Origin of the sequence: Paraburkholderia sp. SECH2 (genome assembly GCF_030464795.1) — a bacterium.
Lineage (GTDB): Bacteria > Pseudomonadota > Gammaproteobacteria > Burkholderiales > Burkholderiaceae > Paraburkholderia > Paraburkholderia aspalathi.
Genome location: NZ_JALPRH010000026.1, coordinates 102,264 through 121,805, shown reverse-complemented (window position 1 = coordinate 121,805; position 19,542 = coordinate 102,264). Strand labels below are relative to the sequence as shown.

Annotated in this window: 12 protein-coding genes; 3 read left to right on the top strand and 9 right to left on the bottom strand. The window is 62.8% G+C overall.

Features of this window, described 5'->3' with window-relative positions; translation table 11 throughout:
* Positions 1-98: 98 nt before the first annotated feature.
* The 3 genes from M0D66_RS31225 to M0D66_RS31215 form a co-directional block, all read right to left on the bottom strand.
* Positions 99-1,502, bottom strand: coding sequence for a methyl-accepting chemotaxis protein (locus tag M0D66_RS31225; protein ID WP_211708388.1), 1,404 nt, complete (start codon positions 1,500-1,502; stop codon positions 99-101).
* 516 nt (positions 1,503-2,018) lie between these two features.
* On the bottom strand, positions 2,019-3,008 hold the full coding sequence (locus M0D66_RS31220; RefSeq protein WP_211708389.1) for an alpha/beta fold hydrolase: 990 nt from the start codon (positions 3,006-3,008) through the stop codon (positions 2,019-2,021).
* Positions 3,009-3,107: 99 nt separating this feature from the next.
* Positions 3,108-4,598 (bottom strand): NAD(P)/FAD-dependent oxidoreductase, encoded by a 1,491-nt coding sequence (locus M0D66_RS31215; RefSeq protein WP_211701307.1) that lies wholly within the window; start codon positions 4,596-4,598, stop codon positions 3,108-3,110.
* A 146-nt stretch (positions 4,599-4,744) separates the two neighbouring features.
* Here M0D66_RS31215 and M0D66_RS31210 point away from each other — a divergent pair, with 146 nt between their 5' ends.
* Positions 4,745-5,422 carry a TetR family transcriptional regulator gene (locus M0D66_RS31210; protein ID WP_211708390.1) on the top strand — a complete coding sequence of 226 codons (678 nt, stop codon included), beginning with the start codon at positions 4,745-4,747 and terminating at the stop codon, positions 5,420-5,422.
* 106 nt (positions 5,423-5,528) lie between these two features.
* On the opposite strand, the gene M0D66_RS31205 is transcribed toward M0D66_RS31210, so the two are convergent.
* The 3 genes from M0D66_RS31205 to M0D66_RS31195 form a co-directional block, all read right to left on the bottom strand.
* Entirely contained in the window at positions 5,529-6,719 is a 1,191-nt protein-coding gene (locus M0D66_RS31205) for a tetratricopeptide repeat protein (protein WP_211708391.1), read from the bottom strand.
* Between the two features lie 85 nt (positions 6,720-6,804).
* Positions 6,805-7,485, bottom strand: coding sequence for a PspA/IM30 family protein (locus M0D66_RS31200; protein WP_093645018.1), 681 nt, complete (start codon positions 7,483-7,485; stop codon positions 6,805-6,807).
* A gap of 472 nt (positions 7,486-7,957) precedes the next feature.
* Entirely contained in the window at positions 7,958-8,572 is a 615-nt protein-coding gene (locus tag M0D66_RS31195) for a hypothetical protein (protein ID WP_211708392.1), read from the bottom strand.
* A gap of 443 nt (positions 8,573-9,015) precedes the next feature.
* On the opposite strand from M0D66_RS31195, the gene M0D66_RS31190 reads away from it, so the two are divergent.
* Both M0D66_RS31190 and M0D66_RS31185 read left to right on the top strand, forming a co-directional pair.
* The gene (locus tag M0D66_RS31190; protein WP_200621343.1) at positions 9,016-11,517 is read left to right on the top strand and encodes a penicillin-binding protein 1A; all 2,502 of its coding nucleotides are present in this window, start codon (positions 9,016-9,018) and stop codon (positions 11,515-11,517) included.
* 443 nt (positions 11,518-11,960) lie between these two features.
* Complete coding sequence (locus M0D66_RS31185) at positions 11,961-12,812, top strand: lipid A biosynthesis lauroyl acyltransferase (RefSeq protein WP_234475406.1); 852 nt, start codon at positions 11,961-11,963, stop codon at positions 12,810-12,812.
* A gap of 758 nt (positions 12,813-13,570) precedes the next feature.
* Here M0D66_RS31185 and M0D66_RS31180 read toward each other — a convergent pair.
* From M0D66_RS31180 to M0D66_RS31170, 3 genes are read right to left on the bottom strand one after another with little or no spacing between them, the layout of a single operon-like run.
* The gene (locus M0D66_RS31180; RefSeq protein WP_211708393.1) at positions 13,571-15,109 is read right to left on the bottom strand and encodes an efflux transporter outer membrane subunit; all 1,539 of its coding nucleotides are present in this window, start codon (positions 15,107-15,109) and stop codon (positions 13,571-13,573) included.
* 4 nt (positions 15,110-15,113) lie between these two features.
* Positions 15,114-18,236, bottom strand: a complete 3,123-nt coding sequence (locus M0D66_RS31175) for an efflux RND transporter permease subunit (RefSeq protein WP_200652140.1) — start codon at positions 18,234-18,236, stop codon at positions 15,114-15,116.
* The gene (locus M0D66_RS31170; RefSeq protein ID WP_211708395.1) at positions 18,233-19,426 is read right to left on the bottom strand and encodes an efflux RND transporter periplasmic adaptor subunit; all 1,194 of its coding nucleotides are present in this window, start codon (positions 19,424-19,426) and stop codon (positions 18,233-18,235) included. Before M0D66_RS31170 ends, M0D66_RS31175 begins: the two co-directional genes overlap by 4 nt.
* Between the last annotated feature and the right edge of the window lie 116 nt (positions 19,427-19,542).

Sequence of the window (19,542 nt, the reverse complement as noted above, 5' to 3'; positions counted from 1 at the left end):
GCCGCCCCGCACAGGGGCAACGCTAATAGACCACTAACAAATCAAGGAAAGGCACAAAAGCCAGAACACAGACAAAAAGCGCCGCGCAGGCAAAAAAATCAAACCTTGTAGCCAACCCGAACCCCACCCCAATGCCGCCCGGCCACAAACACGGGCGCCGACGCATCTTTCATCAAAACAAACTGCCCACCACCCATATCGCGCCGATACGTTTGCAGCAAAAATTTCTTAACATGCGAAGCAGCCGCAATCCCAGTCCGATCATCGAACATCCGCCGATTCCGGCAATTCGCCATATTCCAGACCACATCCTCACGCTGCGGCAAAGAGAACTTCAGATTATGCGTAGGCAGATACCCACGCACATCGACAGCAGCACAAAACGCCACGCGTGGATCCAACCCGAGTAGCGGCTCCTGAATAGCCGGCAAAACCCGATCGGTAAAAGCAGTAAACCGCGTAACGAACTGAGCCGGATTGCTCCCGGCAACAGGCACGTAGTGCTGATCGAACAGATCCTCAATCGACACTTCTCCCCGCGCAACAGCCGCTTCGAATACCTTGCTCACCTCGGCCGCGGCCCGCTGCACGGCTTCGATAAACCGCGTATCCGTCGTCTCAACTCCCGTCGCCGCGGTCAGTTCGATCAACGTCTCGGACACGCTGAGCAGATTCCCCAGCCGGTCCTTCGCCTGGACGAAGTTTTCACTCGAATCTTCGACGCCGCTCGCCATCTCCAGAACCTGCGCCTCGAGCCCATTGCATTGCGTTTCAATCTCGCCGGTCAACGTGGCGATCTGTCCAGCCTCGTCGTTAAGCTGCGTAATCGCATCGCCCGTCGCATGCACGACGTCGCCGATCTTGCGAGTGCCTTCGCGGACCCGATGGGCGCGCGCCGTGTTCACCGAGCCCTCGCTGATCAACTGCTCGGTCTGCTGGGTGAGTTGCGCGAGCGTCGTCTCGATCTGGCCGGTCGCCTGCGCGGTTTTCGCCGAGAGGTTCTTCACCTCGGCGGCCACGACCGCGAAACTCTTGCCGGAGTCGCCGGCGCGCGCGGCTTCGATCGCTGCATTCAGCGCCAGCAAATGCGTCTGGCGGGCGATGAGCGAAATCTCCTCGGAGACGCGGCTCACATGGGCCAATGCGCTGCGCAGCGCGCCAATCTGGCTCTCGATCACCGTCACGCCTTCCACCAGCCCATGGATATCGGCGAGCGACGCCTCGAGCGTCTGTTGCGACGCTTGTACGCCCGTTGCGGCTTCGGCCGACACGTTGCGCATTTCGCGCGCAGCGGCGGCGATGCGGTGGTTGCCCGCCAGCGTGACGGCAGCAGATTCGCGCAGCGCGCGGCATACCTGTGCCTGGCGCTGCACGCGCGCAGCCACTTCTTCGACGTGGCCCGATACGTCGCAGATTTCTATGCCCAGTTTGCCGGCATGGGCGGCAATGTCGCCGACCACGGTCTGCGAATGGGCAGCCCGGCGGAAGCTGAAGCGCGTCATGGTCGTGTTCTCCTTGATGGCGCGGTTTGCTGAGTCGATTCGCGCGCTCATCCAGCCCGGATGCCGCGTCTTCCCGAGGTATTGACGGCAAACTTTCAAACAACTTGATACGGGGTATCCCGCGGTCGTTATGATGTGGGCTCCGGCAGGGCGCTGGCACGGCCCGGTGCGCAGCACGCGTGCGACGCCCGGCCTGACCGAGGCCTGGCCCCGCAAGTGGCTGTGCCTGCCATTTCTCACAGCCCTTCCACTCACCAGCGGACCATGATCGACTCCTTCGCACGCGTCTCAGGCTGGCAGCAGCTTTACCACCTGTGGGAGCTGATCGTGATGCTCTGCAAGTTTCTTTGGGGACTGTTGCGGCTGCTCGGAGGTGGTTGAGAGCGCAACGTCGGGTTTCGGCGATGCGCCAACGGCGCGGCGATGCGCGCTGGCTGCGGATCGGTGAATGCGTGAGTCGGCGGGAGCGCCAGACGATGCGGCGATACGACCGCCGCATCGTGAGGGCAGGAAGGGTCAGACCGGCGCGCTGCGCACGCCTTCAACTGCCGGAGCAGTGGCGCCGCTCGTGCCGAGAAACGCGCGCAGATCGGTCATTACGCGCTCAGGGGCTTCTTCCATCGGAATGTGGCCGAGTCCCGGGTACATCACCGATTTCGCGCCCGGAATGCGGCTTGAAAATTCGGTCGCGTGCGCAGGCGGAATCCAGCGATCCTTTGCCCCCCACAGTACCAGCGACGGCAGCTTCAGCGTCTTCAGCACGTCGGTATCGACGTCCTTGAAGTCGAGCGTCGGCACCATCTTGCCGATCGCCGTGCGCGTGCCTTCGCCGTGGAAGAACTCGACGTATCGCCGCAGCGTCACCGCATCGATCTTGTGCGGATCGCCGTACACGTTGCGCACCGCGCTTTTGATAATGACTTCCGGCAGCCACCACGGCGAACTGACCCGCACCAGCGCGCTATTGAAGAGGCCGATGTAAATCGGCAGCTTCATCGGGAAACCGGCCGAGTCGATCAGGACGAGTTTTTCAACGGCATCGCGATGGCGCACTGCGTAATCCCACGAAATCAGGCCGCCGAGCGAGTTGCCGATCAGCGTCGCGCGCGAGATGCCGAGTGCCTGCATGAAGGTGTCGATAAATCGCCGGTAGGTCGGCAGATTCATCGTTTCGATTTCGCCGGCGTTCGTGCGCAGCGGTCCGGTTACGCCAAACGGCGGCAGATCGAGACGGATCACGCGATGCTCGTGCTTGAGTTCGTCGGCCACACGATTCCACGTATGCAACGAAGACGCGAAGCCGTGAATCATCACGATCGTGTCGCCGCTGCCCTCGTCGACATAGTGCACGTCGGCGCCCATGATCTTGACGAACTTCGAGCCGCTTTGCGTGTAGCGTCGTTGCAATTCGGTGCGCGGTACGCTGGTGATGCCGAGGCGCGCAGCGAGCGAGCGGGGGCGCAGCGGTGCGGTGGGTGCGGGCGTTGCGGATTCGATGCTTACCATGGTGGTTGTCTCCCTTTAGTTTGAATTCGAATGCCTCCGCCTCGCCATCGTGAGCGGCCCGTCAGCTGCGCATGCCGCATCAAGCCGTATCAACGCACATCAACGCGCGAAGCGATAATCCTGCGGCCGCACGCGCCGCGTGCGTTTGCGAAAGCTGAATGTGAAGCCCGGCCACAGCGCGGTGACCTTGCCGCTTTTCGTCTGATACCAGCTATGGCAGCCGCTGACCCACACGGAGTGCTGCATCTCCTTCTGCAGACGCGCATTGAAATCGCGCTGCACGTCGGGCAGCAGCGTCATCGTGCGTGCCTTGCGTCGGCGCAATACGCGCAGGCAATCAGCGATGTACTGCACTTGCGACTCGATCATGTAGATCATCGAGTTGTGGCCGAGCCCGGTGTTCGGGCCGACGATCATGAAGAAGTTCGGGAAGTTGGCGATGCTGGTGCCGAGGTAGGCCTCCGGTCCATCGCGCAGCCACATCGCGCCGAGGTCGGCGCCCTCGAGACCGGTCACCTCGAACGGTGCGCCCACGTCGTTGACCTGGAAGCCCGTGCCGCAGATGATCGCGTCGGCCTGGTGATGCGCGCCGTCTTCAGTGACGATGCCATCGGCGACGATTTCGCGGATGCCGGTCGTCACCACGTCGACGTTGGGCTGGCTGAGCGCGGGATAGTAATCGCTCGACAGCAGCACGCGTTTGCAGCCAAGCCGGTAGTTCGGCGTCAGCTTCGCGCGCAGCGCCGGGTCCTTGACGCGCCGTTCCAGGTAGCTCAAGCCGAACTTCATCGGCAGCTTCATCAGTTTCGGATTGACGACGAACGCAATCGCACGCGATTCGAGCTGCCAGTAGATCGCGTTGCGCACAAAGCGCTGCGTGAACGGCAGATGGCGGAACAGCCAATGCGTGCGCGGGCCGACCGGCTTGTTGGGCTTGGGCATGATCCACGGTGCGGTGCGCTGGAACAGTTCGAGTTGCGCGACACGTGGCTGGATCTGCGGCACGAACTGGATCGCGCTGGCGCCGGTGCCGATCACGGCCACGCGCTTGCCTTCGAGCGGATAGTCGTGGTCCCAGCGCGCGGAATGAAACAGCTTGCCTTCAAAGCGCTCGAGCCCGGCGATCTGCGGCATAGCCGGCCGCGATAGGGGACCGCTCGCGGCGATCACGACGTCGACCTCGATGCTTTCGCGCGTACCGTTCGAATCGATCTCGACTCGCCATGTCTGCCGCGCTTCGTCGAAGCGCGCCGAGGCCACGCGCGCATTGCAACGCACGTAACGATCGACACCGTATTTGCGCGCGCAATGTTTGAGGTAGGCGAAGATCTCCGCCTGGCTGCCGAACGCACGCGACCACGCCGGATTCGGCTCGAACGAAAACGAATACAGATGCGACGGCACATCGCAGGCCGCGCCCGGATAGGTGTTGTCGCGCCACGTGCCGCCAACATCGCCGGCCGCCTCGTAAATCGTGAATGACGTGATGCCCATCTGCTGAAGGCGGATCGCCATGCCGATGCCCGCAAACCCGCTGCCGACAATAGCGATGCGTGGCGTGGCGGGTTGGGCAACTGAAGCAGGCGTCACGGCGGGTCTCCGGAGGTGGGCAAAATTCGGATGTCTACATATGTCTACAGACGTATAACGCGCAGGGTAGACAACTGTACACTTCGCGTCAAGATCGTTTAGAGTACGACTATTAAACGCGCGAGCCGCGCCCCGACTGAAAGCTCATGAAACTCTCACCCGAAGCGGCGCTCGCCGCCGACCATGGCGCCGTTGCAGGGCAGGACCTTCCGCCCGGCAAGCGCAAACTGATCGAGGCCGCGTTGCGTCTGACCGCGGGCGGGCGCAGCTTTGCAAGCTTGGGTCTGCGCGAACTGGCGCGCGAGGCAGGGTTGAATCCCAACACGTTCTATCGTCATTTCGACACGCTCGACGACCTGGCGCGCGAGGCGGTTGAATCGGTGAGCCGCCGCTTGCGGCCGATGCTGCGGCGCGAGCGTTGGCTGGCGGCGCACGATGAACCGCAGAGCGTGCCGCGTCGCGCGTGCATGGCGTTCTTCGCGTTTGCATTGGAGAATCGCGAGGCGTTTCTGAGCGCGCTGGCCGAGTATCACGGCACGTCGCGGGCGCTGCGTGAAGCGGTGCGGGCCAACCTCCACGAGGTGTCGGCGGAAATGGCGGATGACGTCGTGCAACTGGAACTGATGCCGACGCTTGCCCGCGCAACTGTCGACGAAGTCTGCACGCAGATCGTGCTGCAGCTGTTTCATCTTTCGGCGGAGTACATCGACGGGAATGCCGCCCGCCGGGACGCGCTGGTCGGGTATGCGGAGCGTTTCATCGTCCGGCTGTTCGCAGGTTCGATGCTGCTGGCGCAGCATGAGCCGGTTAGGGCGCCCGCATGAATTAAGGGAATCGACATAAAAAAACAGGCTCCGTACGGAGCCTGTTTTCATTGCAGCTTGATCGCTTGGCGTTTGATTAACGGCATCTCACGCAGCGCGGTGTTTCTCAAGTATCGCTCCAGCCGCCGGAATCGTCGTTGCTGCCCATGTCGACACCACCGCCGTTGTTGTCGTTCCAGTCGTTCGAACCCTGGCCGAAGTCGAGACCGCCGCCATTGCCGCCGTCACCGCCGCGGCGACGCGTTTCGTCATCGACAATCACGTCGCGCTCCACAACGCGTTCACGCCCGGAATTCAGCGCCTCGCCAAGCAGCACGCCGGTCAGCAGACCGCCCATGCCGCCGCCGAAACCGCCGCCACCTTGTTGCACGATGACCTGCGGCTGCTGCTGATACGGTCCTTGCTGCGGGTATGGCTGCGGCGGGTTGCCGAAACGCTCGGCTTCCTGCGCATACGGCGACTGCTGCGTGCCGGCGGCCGGTGCGGCATACGGATCGGGGCGCCCCTCGGCGCGAGCGCGCAGGCTGCCGATACGCTGCTCCAGTTCGTCGAGCTGATACGGCGGCACCGGATTCTTGCTGTTCGACAGCGTTTCGACGAGACCGCGCAACTGGTCTTCGGTCGATTCGACTTCCTTCTCCAGCGCCTCATGACCTTGCACGGTGGAGAGCTTCACGTCGAGCTTCAACGAGCGCACGGCGTTGAGCATTTCGGTTGCGCGCTTGAGCTGCACGCGACGATCGTCGTCGGCGCGCGAATCGTCTTGCGTGCGGGCGCGGCGCAAGGTCCAGCGCAACACCAGCGCGATCACGCCGATCAGGAGGATGATGCCAACCCACATGCCGATGCCGGGACCATGCCGTTGCGGCGCTTGCTGCACCATCGCCGATTGCTGTTGCACGGCCGGCGAATTCTGCTGGACGAACGGGTTGGCCGCGCGGCTCGTGGTGTTGCCGCCGGCGCCGCCCGCACGTTCCGCGTCCTTGCGGATACGCGCTTCGGTTTGCGCGAAACGGGTCGGGTCGGTGAAGCGGATTTGCGGATCGAGCGTCTTGGCCTGTTGGATCTGGGCGAGGGCGTCGCCGTAACGGCCTTCGCGATCAAGCACCTGGCCGTACAGGTAGCGCGCGCGGGCATTGTTCGGATGCGCCTGCAGCACTTCGCTCAAACCGGCATCGGCCTGCTGCCAGTTGCCTTGCGACATGGCGGATTCGATCTGCTGGACCGTCGGCACGGCGAACGCCGCAGCCGACACGAACAGCAGTGAGGCGAATGCGCTTGCGAGAAATTTTTTCATTTACGGACCGGGTGCGATGCACCCGTCTCCTTCAGTCGATTCCGGCGGCGCTCGTAACGGCCGCCGGTATGCACTGCTGACGCAATTACTGAGCCGGCGTGTTGATCTGCTTCTTCAATGCTTCGAGACGATCTTCGACGGACGGGCCGCGGTTCAGGTCCGCGAGCTTGTCGTCGAGCGCCTTGCCGGTCTTTACGTCGGCCGAATTCAGGCGCGCGTCGGAACGGGCGTTCGACAACGCAACCTTGTCTTCCAGCTTCTGGAAATCCTCGGACAGATTCTTGCCGCCGATACCGCCCAACGCAGTAGCGGCAACATCTTTGGCCTGAGCGATCTGTTGCTTGGCTTGCAGAATGTTCGAGCGCGCGTTCAGGTCGTTACGACGGCCACGCATGTCGTCGATCTGACTCTTCAACTGGGCAACCGACGGCTCCAGTGTGGTCAATTCCTTGGCCAGCGCATCGCGTTCAGCTTCAGCCGTGGCTTGCGCGCCGAGGGCTTCGCGCGCGAGCGTTTCGTCGCCCGACTGCAGCGCGCGCTTCGCGCCGTCTTCGTACTTCTTCGCCTTGTCGGCGGCGACATCGCGCTTGCTTTGCTGCGTGGCGACCTGTGCCTGAATCTCGATCAGCGAGTTCTCGGCTTTAGCGATGCTCTCGTCGAGTTCGCGCACGATCTGGCGCGAATCGCGCGACGGGTCCTGCACGGAATCGGCTGCGTCGTTCAGGAGACCTTTAAGCGTGCGCGAAATGCTGTCAAAAAGCGACATGAAAACCTCCAAAGAATGAAATCGGCGCTGAATAATTCCCACGCGCTTTAACTGCTTTCAAATGCTACTTTACGCCGCTGCGCGAGAAGCTGCGCAACGTTCGGACCGGAGTTCGGGGCACACCCGCCAATTGCAATAGCGGCGCCACAAATTTACGTTTTGAAAACAAATGGCCAACGGCCTCAGTGGTTAAAACGTGGGTTGGCTTATCCAGCCGTTCGCGGATATTACACCACGCATTCTCTTAAAACCGCCTTAAAGGGCGCGATGACATAATCGCTAACTTTGTGCGCTGCGAGCACCCGTTCGACGGGCATCTGCGCGGCGCGCATCGACATGGCGAGTGTCCGCGCGGCGGGTGTCGCGGATGTGAACAGGCGTGGTGTGTGGACGGCGTGCTTGCGTTCCAACACCGCTTCAACTGCGCTTCGATGCGCGTTGGGTTAGGGCGCTTGACCGTGACACTTCCGATTCAGGCGAAGCGGCCGCCTTCCGTGCTCGGATCGCTTTGCGGATCGTCTTCGTCGCGCTTCGCGTCGAGGCGCGGGCGTTTAAGCACGTTGCGCAAAGGCGTATCCACGTCGTTGGGTTTCTGCGCCGAACCGGCAATGGACGCCGCTTCGGCAGCGGCGACGCGCGCCACGGCTTCGGCTGCCGCAGCCGCTTCCAGTTCCTCGGCGGTGGCGGTGAGGGCGGCCAGTACGCCGGCCGGCAGCAACGGCGCCGGGCCCGCGCCGGCGGCTGTGCCCAACAAATCATCCGCGTTCGATGCGGCCGCGCTTTCCGCCGACGCAGCGGATTCGTTGTCACCGTGAGTCTGCAAGGCCTCGGGGAGCGCCGCCCGTGCGTTGCGCGTGCCGCGTGCAACCCGCTGCAGCGCCGCGTCGAGCGCGTCCGGTGCGCGCGGCGCGCGCAGCCGGTCGACGATGCTGGCCGCTTTCACCTGTTCGCTGGTCGCGCCGAAGCTCAACACCGCGCGGCGCATCAGTTCGCTGACGCTAATGCCCAGATTTTCGGCGGTGGCGGCGATCGCGCGTTTCTGCGCGGTCGTGACGAATACGACGATGCGTTCGCTGGGCTTGTTCATGGTCGGCTCGCATACTTGTTGGCATTGGCGAATCAAGGCGTGAATCTGGCGTACGCCGTCGCGCGTATCGGTTACGACTCCCGCGCCGAGTCCATCATATGACGAGTTGCACCGATGCGGAACGGGCGCGACATGAAAATCCCGTGACATCAACGGCTTGTAGCGTTTGCGGCGGGCTTGTCCACAGGCCTTTCAACATTTTCTGTTGATAACCCTGGCAGGCGGCGCGGAGCACTTGCGCGACTGCCGTGATCTACCTGTATAACGAAGCACGAAGGGAATTCTTACAAAAAAACTGTCTTGGACGGCGCTTGATTTCTTTAAAATGCGCTGTTACGTTGCGCCGGACGCTGTCACAGGCGTGCCGTGCGGTCGCCCGGGGGCATAGGGCCGCGCGGTGTTTTGCGCCTCACGCGTTCAGTTGCACGCCCACTATTCCAGTCATGCCAATCATCAAACGACCGCATTCTTCAAATTCTCCGGCTGGTGAAGACCGGGACGCCTACCACCGCACCCCAGGACGCAACGCTGCTTCGCGCGACGCCGAGCCTGGCCGCCGTTCGATTGGCGCGAGCATCACCATCTGGTTTGTCAGTCTGCTGGCAACCATCGCCGTGGTGGGTGCGCTGATCGTCGGTTACGCGCTCGTGGTGATGGGGCCACAACTGCCGTCGCTCGACGCGCTGACCGACTATCGCCCGAAAGTGCCGCTGCGCGTGTACACCGCGGATCACGTGCTGATCGGAGAGTTCGGCGAAGAGCGGCGCAGCATCGTGCGCTTCCAGGACATTCCGGACCAGATGAAGAAGGCGGTGCTCGCGATCGAAGACTATCGCTTCTACGAGCACGGCGGCGTCGACTTCGTGGGCATTCTGCGCGCGGGCATTTCCGACATCACGCACGGCGGCGCCTCGCAGGGTGCGAGCACGATCACCATGCAGGTGGCGCGCAACTTCTTCCTCTCGAGCGAGAAGACCTACACGCGCAAGATTTACGAAATGATGCTGGCGTACAAGATCGAGCGCGCGCTGACCAAGGATCAGATCCTCGAGGTCTACATGAACCAGATTTATCTGGGCGAGCGCTCGTACGGTTTTGCCGCGGCCGCGCGCGTGTACTTCGGCAAGGATCTGAAAGACATCACGCTCGCTGAAGCCGCGATGCTGGCCGGCTTGCCGAAGGCGCCTTCCGCGTATAACCCGGTGGTCAATCCGAAGCGCGCGAAGATCCGTCAGGAATACATTCTGAAGCGCATGCTCGAGCTGAAATACATCAGTCAGGATCAGTACGACCAGGCCGTCAAGGAAGAGATTCACACCAAGAATCCGGGCAACGAATACAGCGTGCATGCTGAGTACATCGCCGAAATGGTTCGCCAGATGATGTATGCACAGTACAAGGACGAAACCTATACGCGCGGCCTGAACGTCACCACCACTATCGATTCTGCCGACCAGGACGCTGCCTATCGCGCAGTGCGCAAGGGCGTGATGGACTACGAGCGGCGCCACGGCTACCGCGGGCCGGAAGGCTTCGTGCAACTGCCCGCACCTGGTGACGACCGCGATCAGACCATCGACGACGCGCTCACCGATCACCCCGACAATGGCGAAATCATCGCCGCCGTGGTGACGGACGCAAATCCGAAGCAGGTGAAGGCGCAACTGGTCGACGGCACCGAAGTGACCATCAGCGGCGACGGTCTGCGCTTTGCAGCCGGTGCGCTCTCCGCGCGCGCGGCGGCCGCCACGAAGATCAAGCCGGGTTCGATCGTGCGCCTCGTCGCCGACGACAAGGGCAACTGGCAGATCACGCAGCTTCCGCAAGTGGAAGGCGCACTGGTCTCGCTCACGCCGCAGGACGGTGCGATTCGTGCGCTGGTGGGCGGCTTCGACTTCAACAAGAACAAGTTCAACCACGTCACGCAGGCGTGGCGTCAGCCGGGTTCGAGCTTCAAGCCGTTCATCTATTCGGCCGCGCTCGACAAGGGTCTCGGACCGGCTACGATCATTAACGACGCGCCGCTGTACTTCCCGCCGAGCACGCCGGGCGGTGACGCGTGGGAACCGAAGGACGACGACCAGCCGGACGGTCCGATGCCAATGCGCCTCGCGCTGCAGAAATCGAAGAACCTGGTGTCGATCCGTATCCTGTCGTTCATCGGCACCAAGTACGCACAAGATTTTGTCACGCAGCGTTTTGGTTTCGACGCCGACAAGACCCCGCCGTATCTGCCGATGGCGCTCGGCGCCGGCCTCGTCACACCGCTGCAATCGGCGGGCGCTTACTCGGTGTTCGCGAACGGTGGCTACCGTATCAATCCGTATCTGATCAACGAGGTGACGGATGCTCGCGGCGTACCGCTTTCGAAGGCGCAGCCGTTGACCGCAGGGCAGGATGCGCCGCGCACGCTCGAGCCGCGTAACGCATACATCATGAACAGCCTGCTGCATTCGGTGGCCACGGCCGGCACGGGTGCGGGCACTAACGCGCTGCATCGTTCGGACCTGCAGGGCAAGACGGGTACGACCAACGACGCCAAGGACGGCTGGTTCGCCGGTTATCAGCAATCGCTGGTTGCCGTGGCGTGGATGGGTTACGACCAGCCGAAGAGTCTCGGCAGCCGCGAGTTCGGTGCGCAGCTCGCGTTGCCGATCTGGGTCGAGTACATGCAGCGCGCGCTGCGTGGCGTGCCGCAAAGCGAGCCGGCGCAGCCGGACGGCGTGACCGCGGTCGACGGCGAACTGTTCTATACGGACATGACGCCGGGCAATGGTTTCGTGGCCAGCATCGGTCTGGATTCGGCGAATCCGACCGCCGGTGTGAGCGACGCGGTGGGCGGCGTAGGGCCGGCGGGTATGACGCCGCCGGCGGTGCCGCCGCCGAACGTCTCGTCGAATGAGAAGAAGCAGATCATGGATTTGTTCGAGACGAACAAGCCTTGATGTCTGCCAGCGCTCCAAAGGGGACCTCCTTCGGGGTTCGCTTAGGGGCGTAGCGAGTGTGCGGCTTGCCTGTGGCCGCACGCGCAAGTTTTTGAAAGGGCGGGGGAAACCACGCGCTGACGCGGATTTCTATCGCGCTACGCGGGCCTCGCCGAGCAGATTTTGTGCCCGCCTTCTGCAGTGTGTTTTAATCACGCCTGCGGTGCTTTTTTATTGGGTCCTATACGGACGCTCGATTCCTAAGCGGTTTCGGCCTCCACCACTGCTGCGTCTCGCCGCGAGCGAGGCGCACGTCTTCGAAAGTCCCGCCGCGCAAGACCCGTTTGACGCGCGCGCATGCCACTTCGTCTGTGGGCAACTGTCAGGTTGCCGCGGCCGGCGTGTTTGTCATACAGCATCCACCGGGTCGTTGCCTCGTGAAAAGTCGAATACTCATCTGTCTGATGACAGGTCTGCTGCGCGCGTTTGCTTTCCTGCCATACGGCGTTGTCGCGCGCATCGGCACCGGCATCGGTGCGTTGCTGTACCGGATTCCCAGCGCGCGCCGGCGCGTCGTGCATACCAATCTGAAACTGTGCTTTCCCGACATGAGCGACGACGCACGCGAGCGTCTCGCGCGTGCGCATTTCTGTCATGTGATCCGTAGTTATGTCGAGCGCGGTCCCCAATGGTTCGGCAACGCGCAGGCGTTGGCGCGCCTGGTCGAAGTGGAGAGCGCGATCGATCTGACCGATATGGAGGGGCAGCCGACGATTTTTGTCGGCTTCCATTTTGTCGGTATCGAGGCGGGGTGCATGATGTATTCGACGCGGCATCCCGTTGCGTCTTTGTACACGCCGATGTCGAATTTGTTGCTTGATGCGATGGCTAAGCGGCAGCGTGGGCGTTTTGGTACGGAGATGATTCCGCGTAGCGATAGCGTGCGGCGCGCGTTGCGGGTTCTGCGGGATGGCAAGCCTGTCATGCTGGCTGCTGATATGGATTTTGGGTTGCGGGATTCGGTGTTTGTGCCGTTTTTTGGTGTGCCTGCTTGTACGCTTACTTCCGTTTCGCGCATGGCTAAGGCTGGGAATGCTCGGGTTGTGCCGTTTGTGACTGAAGTCTTGCCCGACTATCGGGGCTATAAGTTGACTATCTTCGAAGCGTTAAAGGATTTTCCTTCGGAGGATGTTGCTGTTGATGCTCGGAGGATCACGGAGTTTCTTGAGACGCAGGTGCGTCGGATTCCTGATCAGTATTATTGGGTGCATAAGAGGTTTAAGCATCGGCCTGCTGGGGAGGCTGGGGTTTACTGAATTTTTGCCTTTGCGGCGCTTTTGTCCGTGTTCCTGGGGCTTTGGCCTTTCCTTGTTTTGTTAGTGGTCTATTAGCGTTGCCCCTGTGCGGGGCGGCACCTACTTTTCTTTGCCGGCTGCAAAGAAAAGTAGGCAAAAGAAAGCAGCTCAAACCGCTAATGCTAAGTGGGCACCGTAGCTTGCAACGGGTAGTGGTGCATCTGGAATCTGGGTTCGTGCCCCTGCACGTGCTTGTGACAAGGGAGTCATACTTCCGGCGGCGCTACGCGCGCCGAAGAGTCATTCCTAAAACCATGCGCTGGTCGGACGGCGTTTCAAAGATCTACGTTTGATTTCGTTGCGCGCTCAAGCACTTACGCCGGATGTCCCGGTGTTATCAACATGCCTTTCAACAAAATCTGTGGATAAGGCGGCTCTTCGCAATACGGCCCGGCGTCGCGCCCGCGTAGTCGATTATCCTCTGCATCAGCCTGCACCCCACGCAACAAACCGATCTGCATCAAGCACTTAAGCGCGTAGCCCCGTAGTTATCAACAGCCCTGTCAACATAAACTGGGGATAACGTTTTGGCATGGTGAGGCATCCCAACGGCTTTAACCAAAGTCAAGAGGCACGTTCAGCATCCCCTGGTTCATTCCGCACCGTGACCAAAAATCACAGCGCGTTCAACGCGTTAGCCCGCTTGTCAGATAGTTTTCAACAGCCTCTTCAACATAAACTGGGGATAAGTCCCCAGCCATAACTACGGAATCCCAGGTTTAGTTCGAGGCGCCCACGTTGGCCGTAGGAACCCCCGGCGTCGCCGAGGCCGTCGTAGATGCAGACGCTGTGGATGCAGACCGCTCCGCCTCCAATGGTGGATTCCCCATCGCCTGGAACAGGGCCGCCGTGTCCGTTAGCCGTGCGCTGGTGTAGCGGATCTCGTCGAGCTGCGCGTTGCGGAACTGTTGCTCGCTCGAGCGCGTCGATGCGATCGGTAACGCGCCCAGTCGGTAGCGTCCCGATGTTTCGTCGAAAATCCCTTGCGCCGAGCGCGCTGCAATGTTCGCGGCGTCGAGCGCTTGTGCGTCGTGCTGGAGTGCAGCGAGCGTGTCGGCGACGTTCTGGAATGCGGTCAGTACGGTCTGCTTGTATTGCGAAACCGTGGCGTCGTACGTGTCGACGGCCGCGCGGCGCTGTGCGAACAAGGCGCCGCCATGGAACAGCGGTTGTGACAAAGACGCGCCAATGCTCCATATCGCCCCCGCGCCGGATAGCGCCACCGGCCAGCTAAAGCCGCCTTGTCCCATCGATGCACTCAGCGAGAGACTCGGGAACATCTGCGCCGTCGCCACGCCGACGTCGGCCGCCGCGGCCTTCAGGGCGGCGTCCGCAGCCTGGATGTCGGGGCGGGTGCGCAGCAGCTCGGAGGGCACTACGACGGGCACCTGTTCAGGCACGTGTAGTTGCGCAAGCTCGAGGTCGTCCGGGGCGGCGTCCGGTGTGCGGCCGAGTAGGACGGCCAAGGCATGACGCGTCGTCAGCCATTGCTGCTTCAAGCCCGGCAAACTTGCTGACAGACTCGCGGCAGTTTGTTGTGCGCTCAACTGGTCGGCGTGTGAGACCGCGCCCAATACGTAGCGCCGTTGTGTGTCGCGCGCCTGATCGTTGGCAAGCGTCACGAGGCGCTCGGTCGTGTCGATCTGCGCGCGCAATGCGGCGCTCGTGATCGCGGCCGTTACGATGTTGGCGGCCAGTGCGCGGCGTGCGGCGTCGAACTGATAGGCCTGCACGTTGACGCGGGCGGCGAGGGCGGCGTCGGCGAGACGCGCGGCGCCGAACAGGTCGAACGTGTAGTGCGCCTGCAATTGGCCGACGAAGATGTTGTACAGGAACGTGTTCGGACCTGCCTCGGGGATCGCCAGCGCGCGGTTGCGGGTGGCCTGGCCGCCCAGGTCGATGGTCGGCAGCATCGAGCTGCCGATCTGCGCGCGCAGTTGCTCGCGCGCGGCAGCGAGGCTCTTGTCCGTCGCGGCGAGCGTCGGGCTGTTGCGCAAGCCTTCGTCGACCAGCGCGTTCAGCGCCTCCGATTGATACAGCTTCCACCATTCGGGCACGGGCTTCGCGCCGACCGCGAATTGCTGGGTGACGCCTTGTGCCGGCACGGTTTGCGTCGGTTGCGCTTCGGCGCCGTAGTGAGCCGGTTGCGGCATGGCAGGCGGCTCGCCGTTCGGGCCGAACGAGCAGGCGGCCAGCGTCAGCGTAGCGCCGGCGAGAAGGGTGAGGCGCGCGTGTCGAGGGAATGCAAGGATAGCCATGATCTCAGTTCCCCGAATGCGTCGTGGCGGACGGCGCCGGCGGCTCGCGCTCGTCGTTGCGTACTCTGAACGACATCGCGTACAGGGCCGGCAGATAGAACAGCGTGAGGATGGTCGCGCTTGTAATGCCGCCCATCAGTGCGGTTGCCATCGGGCCGAAGAAGTTGGAGCGCAACAGCGGAATCAACGCGAGGACGGCAGCGGCCGCGGTCAGTGTGATTGGCCGGAAGCGTCGCACCGTCGCGCCGACGATCGCGTCGAAGCGCTTATGCCCCGCAGCAATGTCCTGCTCAATCTGATCGACCAGAATCACCGAGTTGCGCATGATGATGCCGAACATGGCGATCACCCCCAGCATCGCGACGAAGCCGAACGGCTGGCCGAACAACAGCAGCGTCAACACCACGCCGATCAGGCCGAGCGGCGCGGTCAGCACCACCATCAGCACGCGCGCGAAACTCTGCAACTGGACCATCAGGAGCACCAGTACGGCGATGATCATGATCGGCATCTGGGCGTTGATCGACGTCTGTCCCTTGCCGCTTTCTTCGACCGAGCCGCCGATCTCGATCCGGTAGCCGACCGGCAGCGTGCTGCGAATCTGGCCGAGGGCTTTGTCGACGGCATGCGTGACGTCGATCCCTTGCGCGCCGGGCGCGACATCGGACTGCACGGTGATGGTAGGTTGCCGGTCGCGTTCCCAGATCACACCGTATTCGAGGTCGTTGCGCAAATGACCGAGCGTGCCGAGCGGCACCGGGCCGTTCGGCGTCGGCATAGCCAGCGTGACGAGCTTCGCGGGGTCGACGCGCTCCGCTTTGGGGGCGCGCAGATCGACGCTGATCAGCTTGTCGCGCTCGCGATACTGCGTGACGGTATAGCCGGATAGCGTCATCGCGAGGAAGCTCGAGATGTCTTCGGAGGTCACGCCGAGTTCGCGTGCCTTCTTCTGATCGACTTCAAAGCGCACCGAGCGCTCGGCGGGTTCGTCCCAGTCGAACTGGACGTTGCGGGTGCCGCCGTCGGCGCGCATGGTCGCGGCGACGCGCTCCGCGATCGAGCGCACGGTAGCGATATCGTCGCCGCTCACGCGGAACTGCACAGGGTAGCCGACCGGCGGCCCATTCTCGAGGCGCGACAGACGTGTGCGGATCGCCGGAAAGTTGTTGCGCAATTCCGGTTCGAGCCATTGCGCAAGCTTCTCGCGATCTTTCACGGATTTCGCCGTGATCACGAACTGCGCGAAATTCGGCTGCGGCAATTGCTGATCGAGCGGCAGATAGAAACGCGGCGCACCGGTGCCGACGAAGTTCACCGTATGATCGATTTCCGGCCGGCCCACGAGGACTTTCTCCAGCCGCTCCGCTTGCCGTAACGTCGCTTCGAACGACGCGCCTTCGGGCAAACGCACATCCACCAGCAACTCGGGACGGTCGGAGCTCGGGAAGAACTGCTGCGGCACCAGCGTGAAGCCTGCCATGGCCAGAATGAACAGCACGACGGTGATCGCCAGCACGACGAAGCGCCGCTCGATGCACCAGCCGATCCAGCCACGCAGGCGCTTGTAAAACCGCGTGTCGTAGATATCGTGTTCGTGATCTTCCGCTTCGTGTGCCTGCCGTTTGCGCTCAGGCAGCATGTGATAGCCGAGCAACGGAATCAGCACAACGGCGGCCAGCCACGACGCAATCAGCGCGATCGCCGACACTTCGAAAATCGAGCGCGTGTATTCGCCGGTGCTCGACTTGGCGAGCGCAATCGGCAGGAAGCCGGAGACGGTCACGAGCGTCCCGGTCAGCATCGGGAAAGCGGTGCTCGTGTACGCATAGGCAGCAGCGCGCGTGCGGCTCCAGCCTTGCTCCAGCTTCACCGACATCATCTCGACGGCGATGATCGCGTCGTCGACCAATAGCCCCAAAGCGAGCACCAGTGTGCCCAACGACACCTTGTGCAGGCCGATATCGAACAGATACATGCACAGCGCCGTGACGGCGAGCACGACAGGTATCGAGATTACGACCACCATGCCGGTGCGCACGCCCAGCGACAGCAGACTGACCACCAGCACGATCGCAATCGCCTCGGCGACGGCTTCGAGAAAATCATCGACCGAATGCGCCACCGCGTTCGGCATGCTCGACACTTCGACCAGGTGCAAGCCGGCGGGCAGGGAGGCCCGTAGCGTGACCATCTGCTGATCGAGCGCCTTGCCCAGACGAATCACATCGCCGCCCGGCTGCATCGTTACGCCGATGCCGAGCACTTCCTTGCCGCCGGCGCGCATCTGCGTGGCGACCGGATCGTCGTAGCCGCGCTTGATGGTCGCGATGTCGCCGAGACGGAACGAGCGGTTATTGATGCGGATCAGCGTGTCGGCGAGTGCATTGACGTCCTTGAACTGGCCGGTGGGGCGTACGAACACGCGGTCGTCGGTGGTGGTCAGCGTGCCTGCCGGCGAAACGCTGTTCTGCGAATTGATGGCCTGGCCGAGTTGCTGCGGCGAGATGCCGAGGCGCGTGAGCTGCGTGTTGGCGATCTCGATATAGATGTGCTGGTCCGGATCGCCGAAATAATCGACTTTGCCGACGCCCGGTACACGCAGCAGCACCGTGCGCAACTGGTCGGCGTAGTCGTGCAGTTGTGCGGCGGAAAAGCCGTCGCCTTCGAGCGTCCAGATGTTGGTGTAGACGTCGCCGAATTCGTCGTTGAAGAACGGGCCCTGAATGCCTTGCGGCAAGGTCGCCGCGATATCGCCGACTTTCTTGCGCACCTGATACCAGGTTTCGGGCACGTCCTTGACCGGCGCCGAGTCTTTCATTGAGAAGAACATCAGCGATTCGCCGGGGCGCGAGTAGCTGCGCACGAAATCGATGGCAGGCGTTTCCTGCAATTTGCGGCCGATACGGTCGGTGACCTGTTCCTGCACCTGACGCGCGGTTGCGCCGGGCCAGAAGGTGCGGATCACCATCACGCGAAACGTGAAGGGCGGGTCTTCGGATTGCGCGAGACGTGTATAGGCGAGAACGCCGAATGCGGTAGCGAGCGCGATCAGGAAAACGACCAGCGCCTGATGGCGCAGCGCCCATGCGGACAGGTTGAAGCGTCCTTCTTCATGCGTGGTGCTCATGAAGCGAAGTCCTCGGGATGCAGCGGCGGGATCACGTGAACTTTTTCGCCGGCGGTCACGGTATGCACGCCTTGCAGTACGACACGCTCGCCATCCTTGAGCCCCTGGCCGATCACGATCGTGCGCTCGTTGTAACGCGTGACCGTTACGCGACGCAGTTCCAGCGCGTTGTCCGCGGCACGCACGACCCACACGGCCGGCTGCGTGCCATCGTGGAACAGGGCGGTGGCGGGCACGGTGAAGGAACCGTTCCGGTTTGCCGAGGGGTTGGCCATGGAGTTGGCCGATGCGTTGGCCGATGAGTCCGAGGGTGACGGCGCGGCAAGTGCGATATCAGCGGTCATGCCGAGGCGTACGTCCGGGCCGGGATTGTCGAGCGTGAGCTTGGCGCGGTAAGTACGGCTTTGCGGATCGGCGGCGGGCGACAGTTCGCGCACACGCGCCTTGAAGCTGCGGCCCGGCAGCGCAGCCAGCGTGACCTGCGCGGTCTGCCCGACCGAGAGCGCGGCGAGCGCGCTTTCCGGCACGTCGCAGACGACGTCGATATCGCCGCTCCATGCGAGGTTGTAGACGGCTTGTCCCGCGGACACATTCTGGCCGGTGTCGGCCTGTTCGGCGGTGATCACGCCGGCGTGATCGGCACTGAGCGTGGTGTACTGCAACTGGTCTTTCGACAGCGCCGCCTGCTGCGCGGCCTGGTCGCGCTGCGCGGCGGCTGAGGCGTACGCGTTGGTGGTCTGTTCGAGCTGAGCGGGCGCAATCAGGTTTTCTTTCGCCTGTGCCTGGTCGCGATCGAGTTGCTGCTTCGCATATACGAGACTGTGCTGCGCGGCTTCGAGCTGAGCCTGCGCGCTGGCGGCGTTCTTTTGCGCATCCGCCGGATCGAGCCGGGCGACGATCTGCCCGTTCTTCACGACGTCGCCTAAGCGTACGCGCCGCTCGATGATCTTGCCGCCGACGCGAAACGACAGCGGAGTGGAGTAACGCGCCTGCACTTCGCCGGGCAACGATGCCGCGGCTGCCGCGCTGCCGTCCGCATGCACGGCGACGGCGACTACCGGACGCGGCGCGGGCGCAGCCGCTTCTTTCTTCGAGCACGCGGCGAGCGTGACCATACCGGCGAGCGCGAGGGCAAATGCTGCGCGGCGCAAGCGCGCGGAACGGGCATACCGATGAGATTGCTGGCGCATCGCAGACGATGCGGGAGGACCGGGACGCTTCACAATTACCCCAACTGGAGACAGCGAACGAACACGGCAAGCCGCAGCGGCTCGCCAGCGAAGACACGAGGGCCGAAACATGCAAT

Excerpts from the sequence above, each read along its gene's own strand:
- M0D66_RS31220 (WP_211708389.1), bottom strand. The coding sequence starts at position 3,008 with ATGGTAAGCATCGAATCCGCAACGCCCGCACCCACCGCACCGCTGCGC.
- M0D66_RS31175 (WP_200652140.1), bottom strand. The coding sequence starts at position 18,236 with ATGAGCACCACGCATGAAGAAGGACGCTTCAACCTGTCCGCATGGGCG.
- M0D66_RS31205 (WP_211708391.1), bottom strand. The coding sequence starts at position 6,719 with ATGAAAAAATTTCTCGCAAGCGCATTCGCCTCACTGCTGTTCGTGTCG.
- M0D66_RS31210 (WP_211708390.1), top strand. The coding sequence starts at position 4,745 with ATGAAACTCTCACCCGAAGCGGCGCTCGCCGCCGACCATGGCGCCGTT.
- M0D66_RS31225 (WP_211708388.1), bottom strand. The coding sequence starts at position 1,502 with ATGACGCGCTTCAGCTTCCGCCGGGCTGCCCATTCGCAGACCGTGGTC.
- M0D66_RS31190 (WP_200621343.1), top strand. The coding sequence starts at position 9,016 with ATGCCAATCATCAAACGACCGCATTCTTCAAATTCTCCGGCTGGTGAA.
- M0D66_RS31185 (WP_234475406.1), top strand. The coding sequence starts at position 11,961 with ATGACAGGTCTGCTGCGCGCGTTTGCTTTCCTGCCATACGGCGTTGTC.
- M0D66_RS31200 (WP_093645018.1), bottom strand. The coding sequence starts at position 7,485 with ATGTCGCTTTTTGACAGCATTTCGCGCACGCTTAAAGGTCTCCTGAAC.
- M0D66_RS31195 (WP_211708392.1), bottom strand. The coding sequence starts at position 8,572 with ATGAACAAGCCCAGCGAACGCATCGTCGTATTCGTCACGACCGCGCAG.
- M0D66_RS31170 (WP_211708395.1), bottom strand. The coding sequence starts at position 19,426 with ATGCGCCAGCAATCTCATCGGTATGCCCGTTCCGCGCGCTTGCGCCGC.
- M0D66_RS31180 (WP_211708393.1), bottom strand. The coding sequence starts at position 15,109 with ATGGCTATCCTTGCATTCCCTCGACACGCGCGCCTCACCCTTCTCGCC.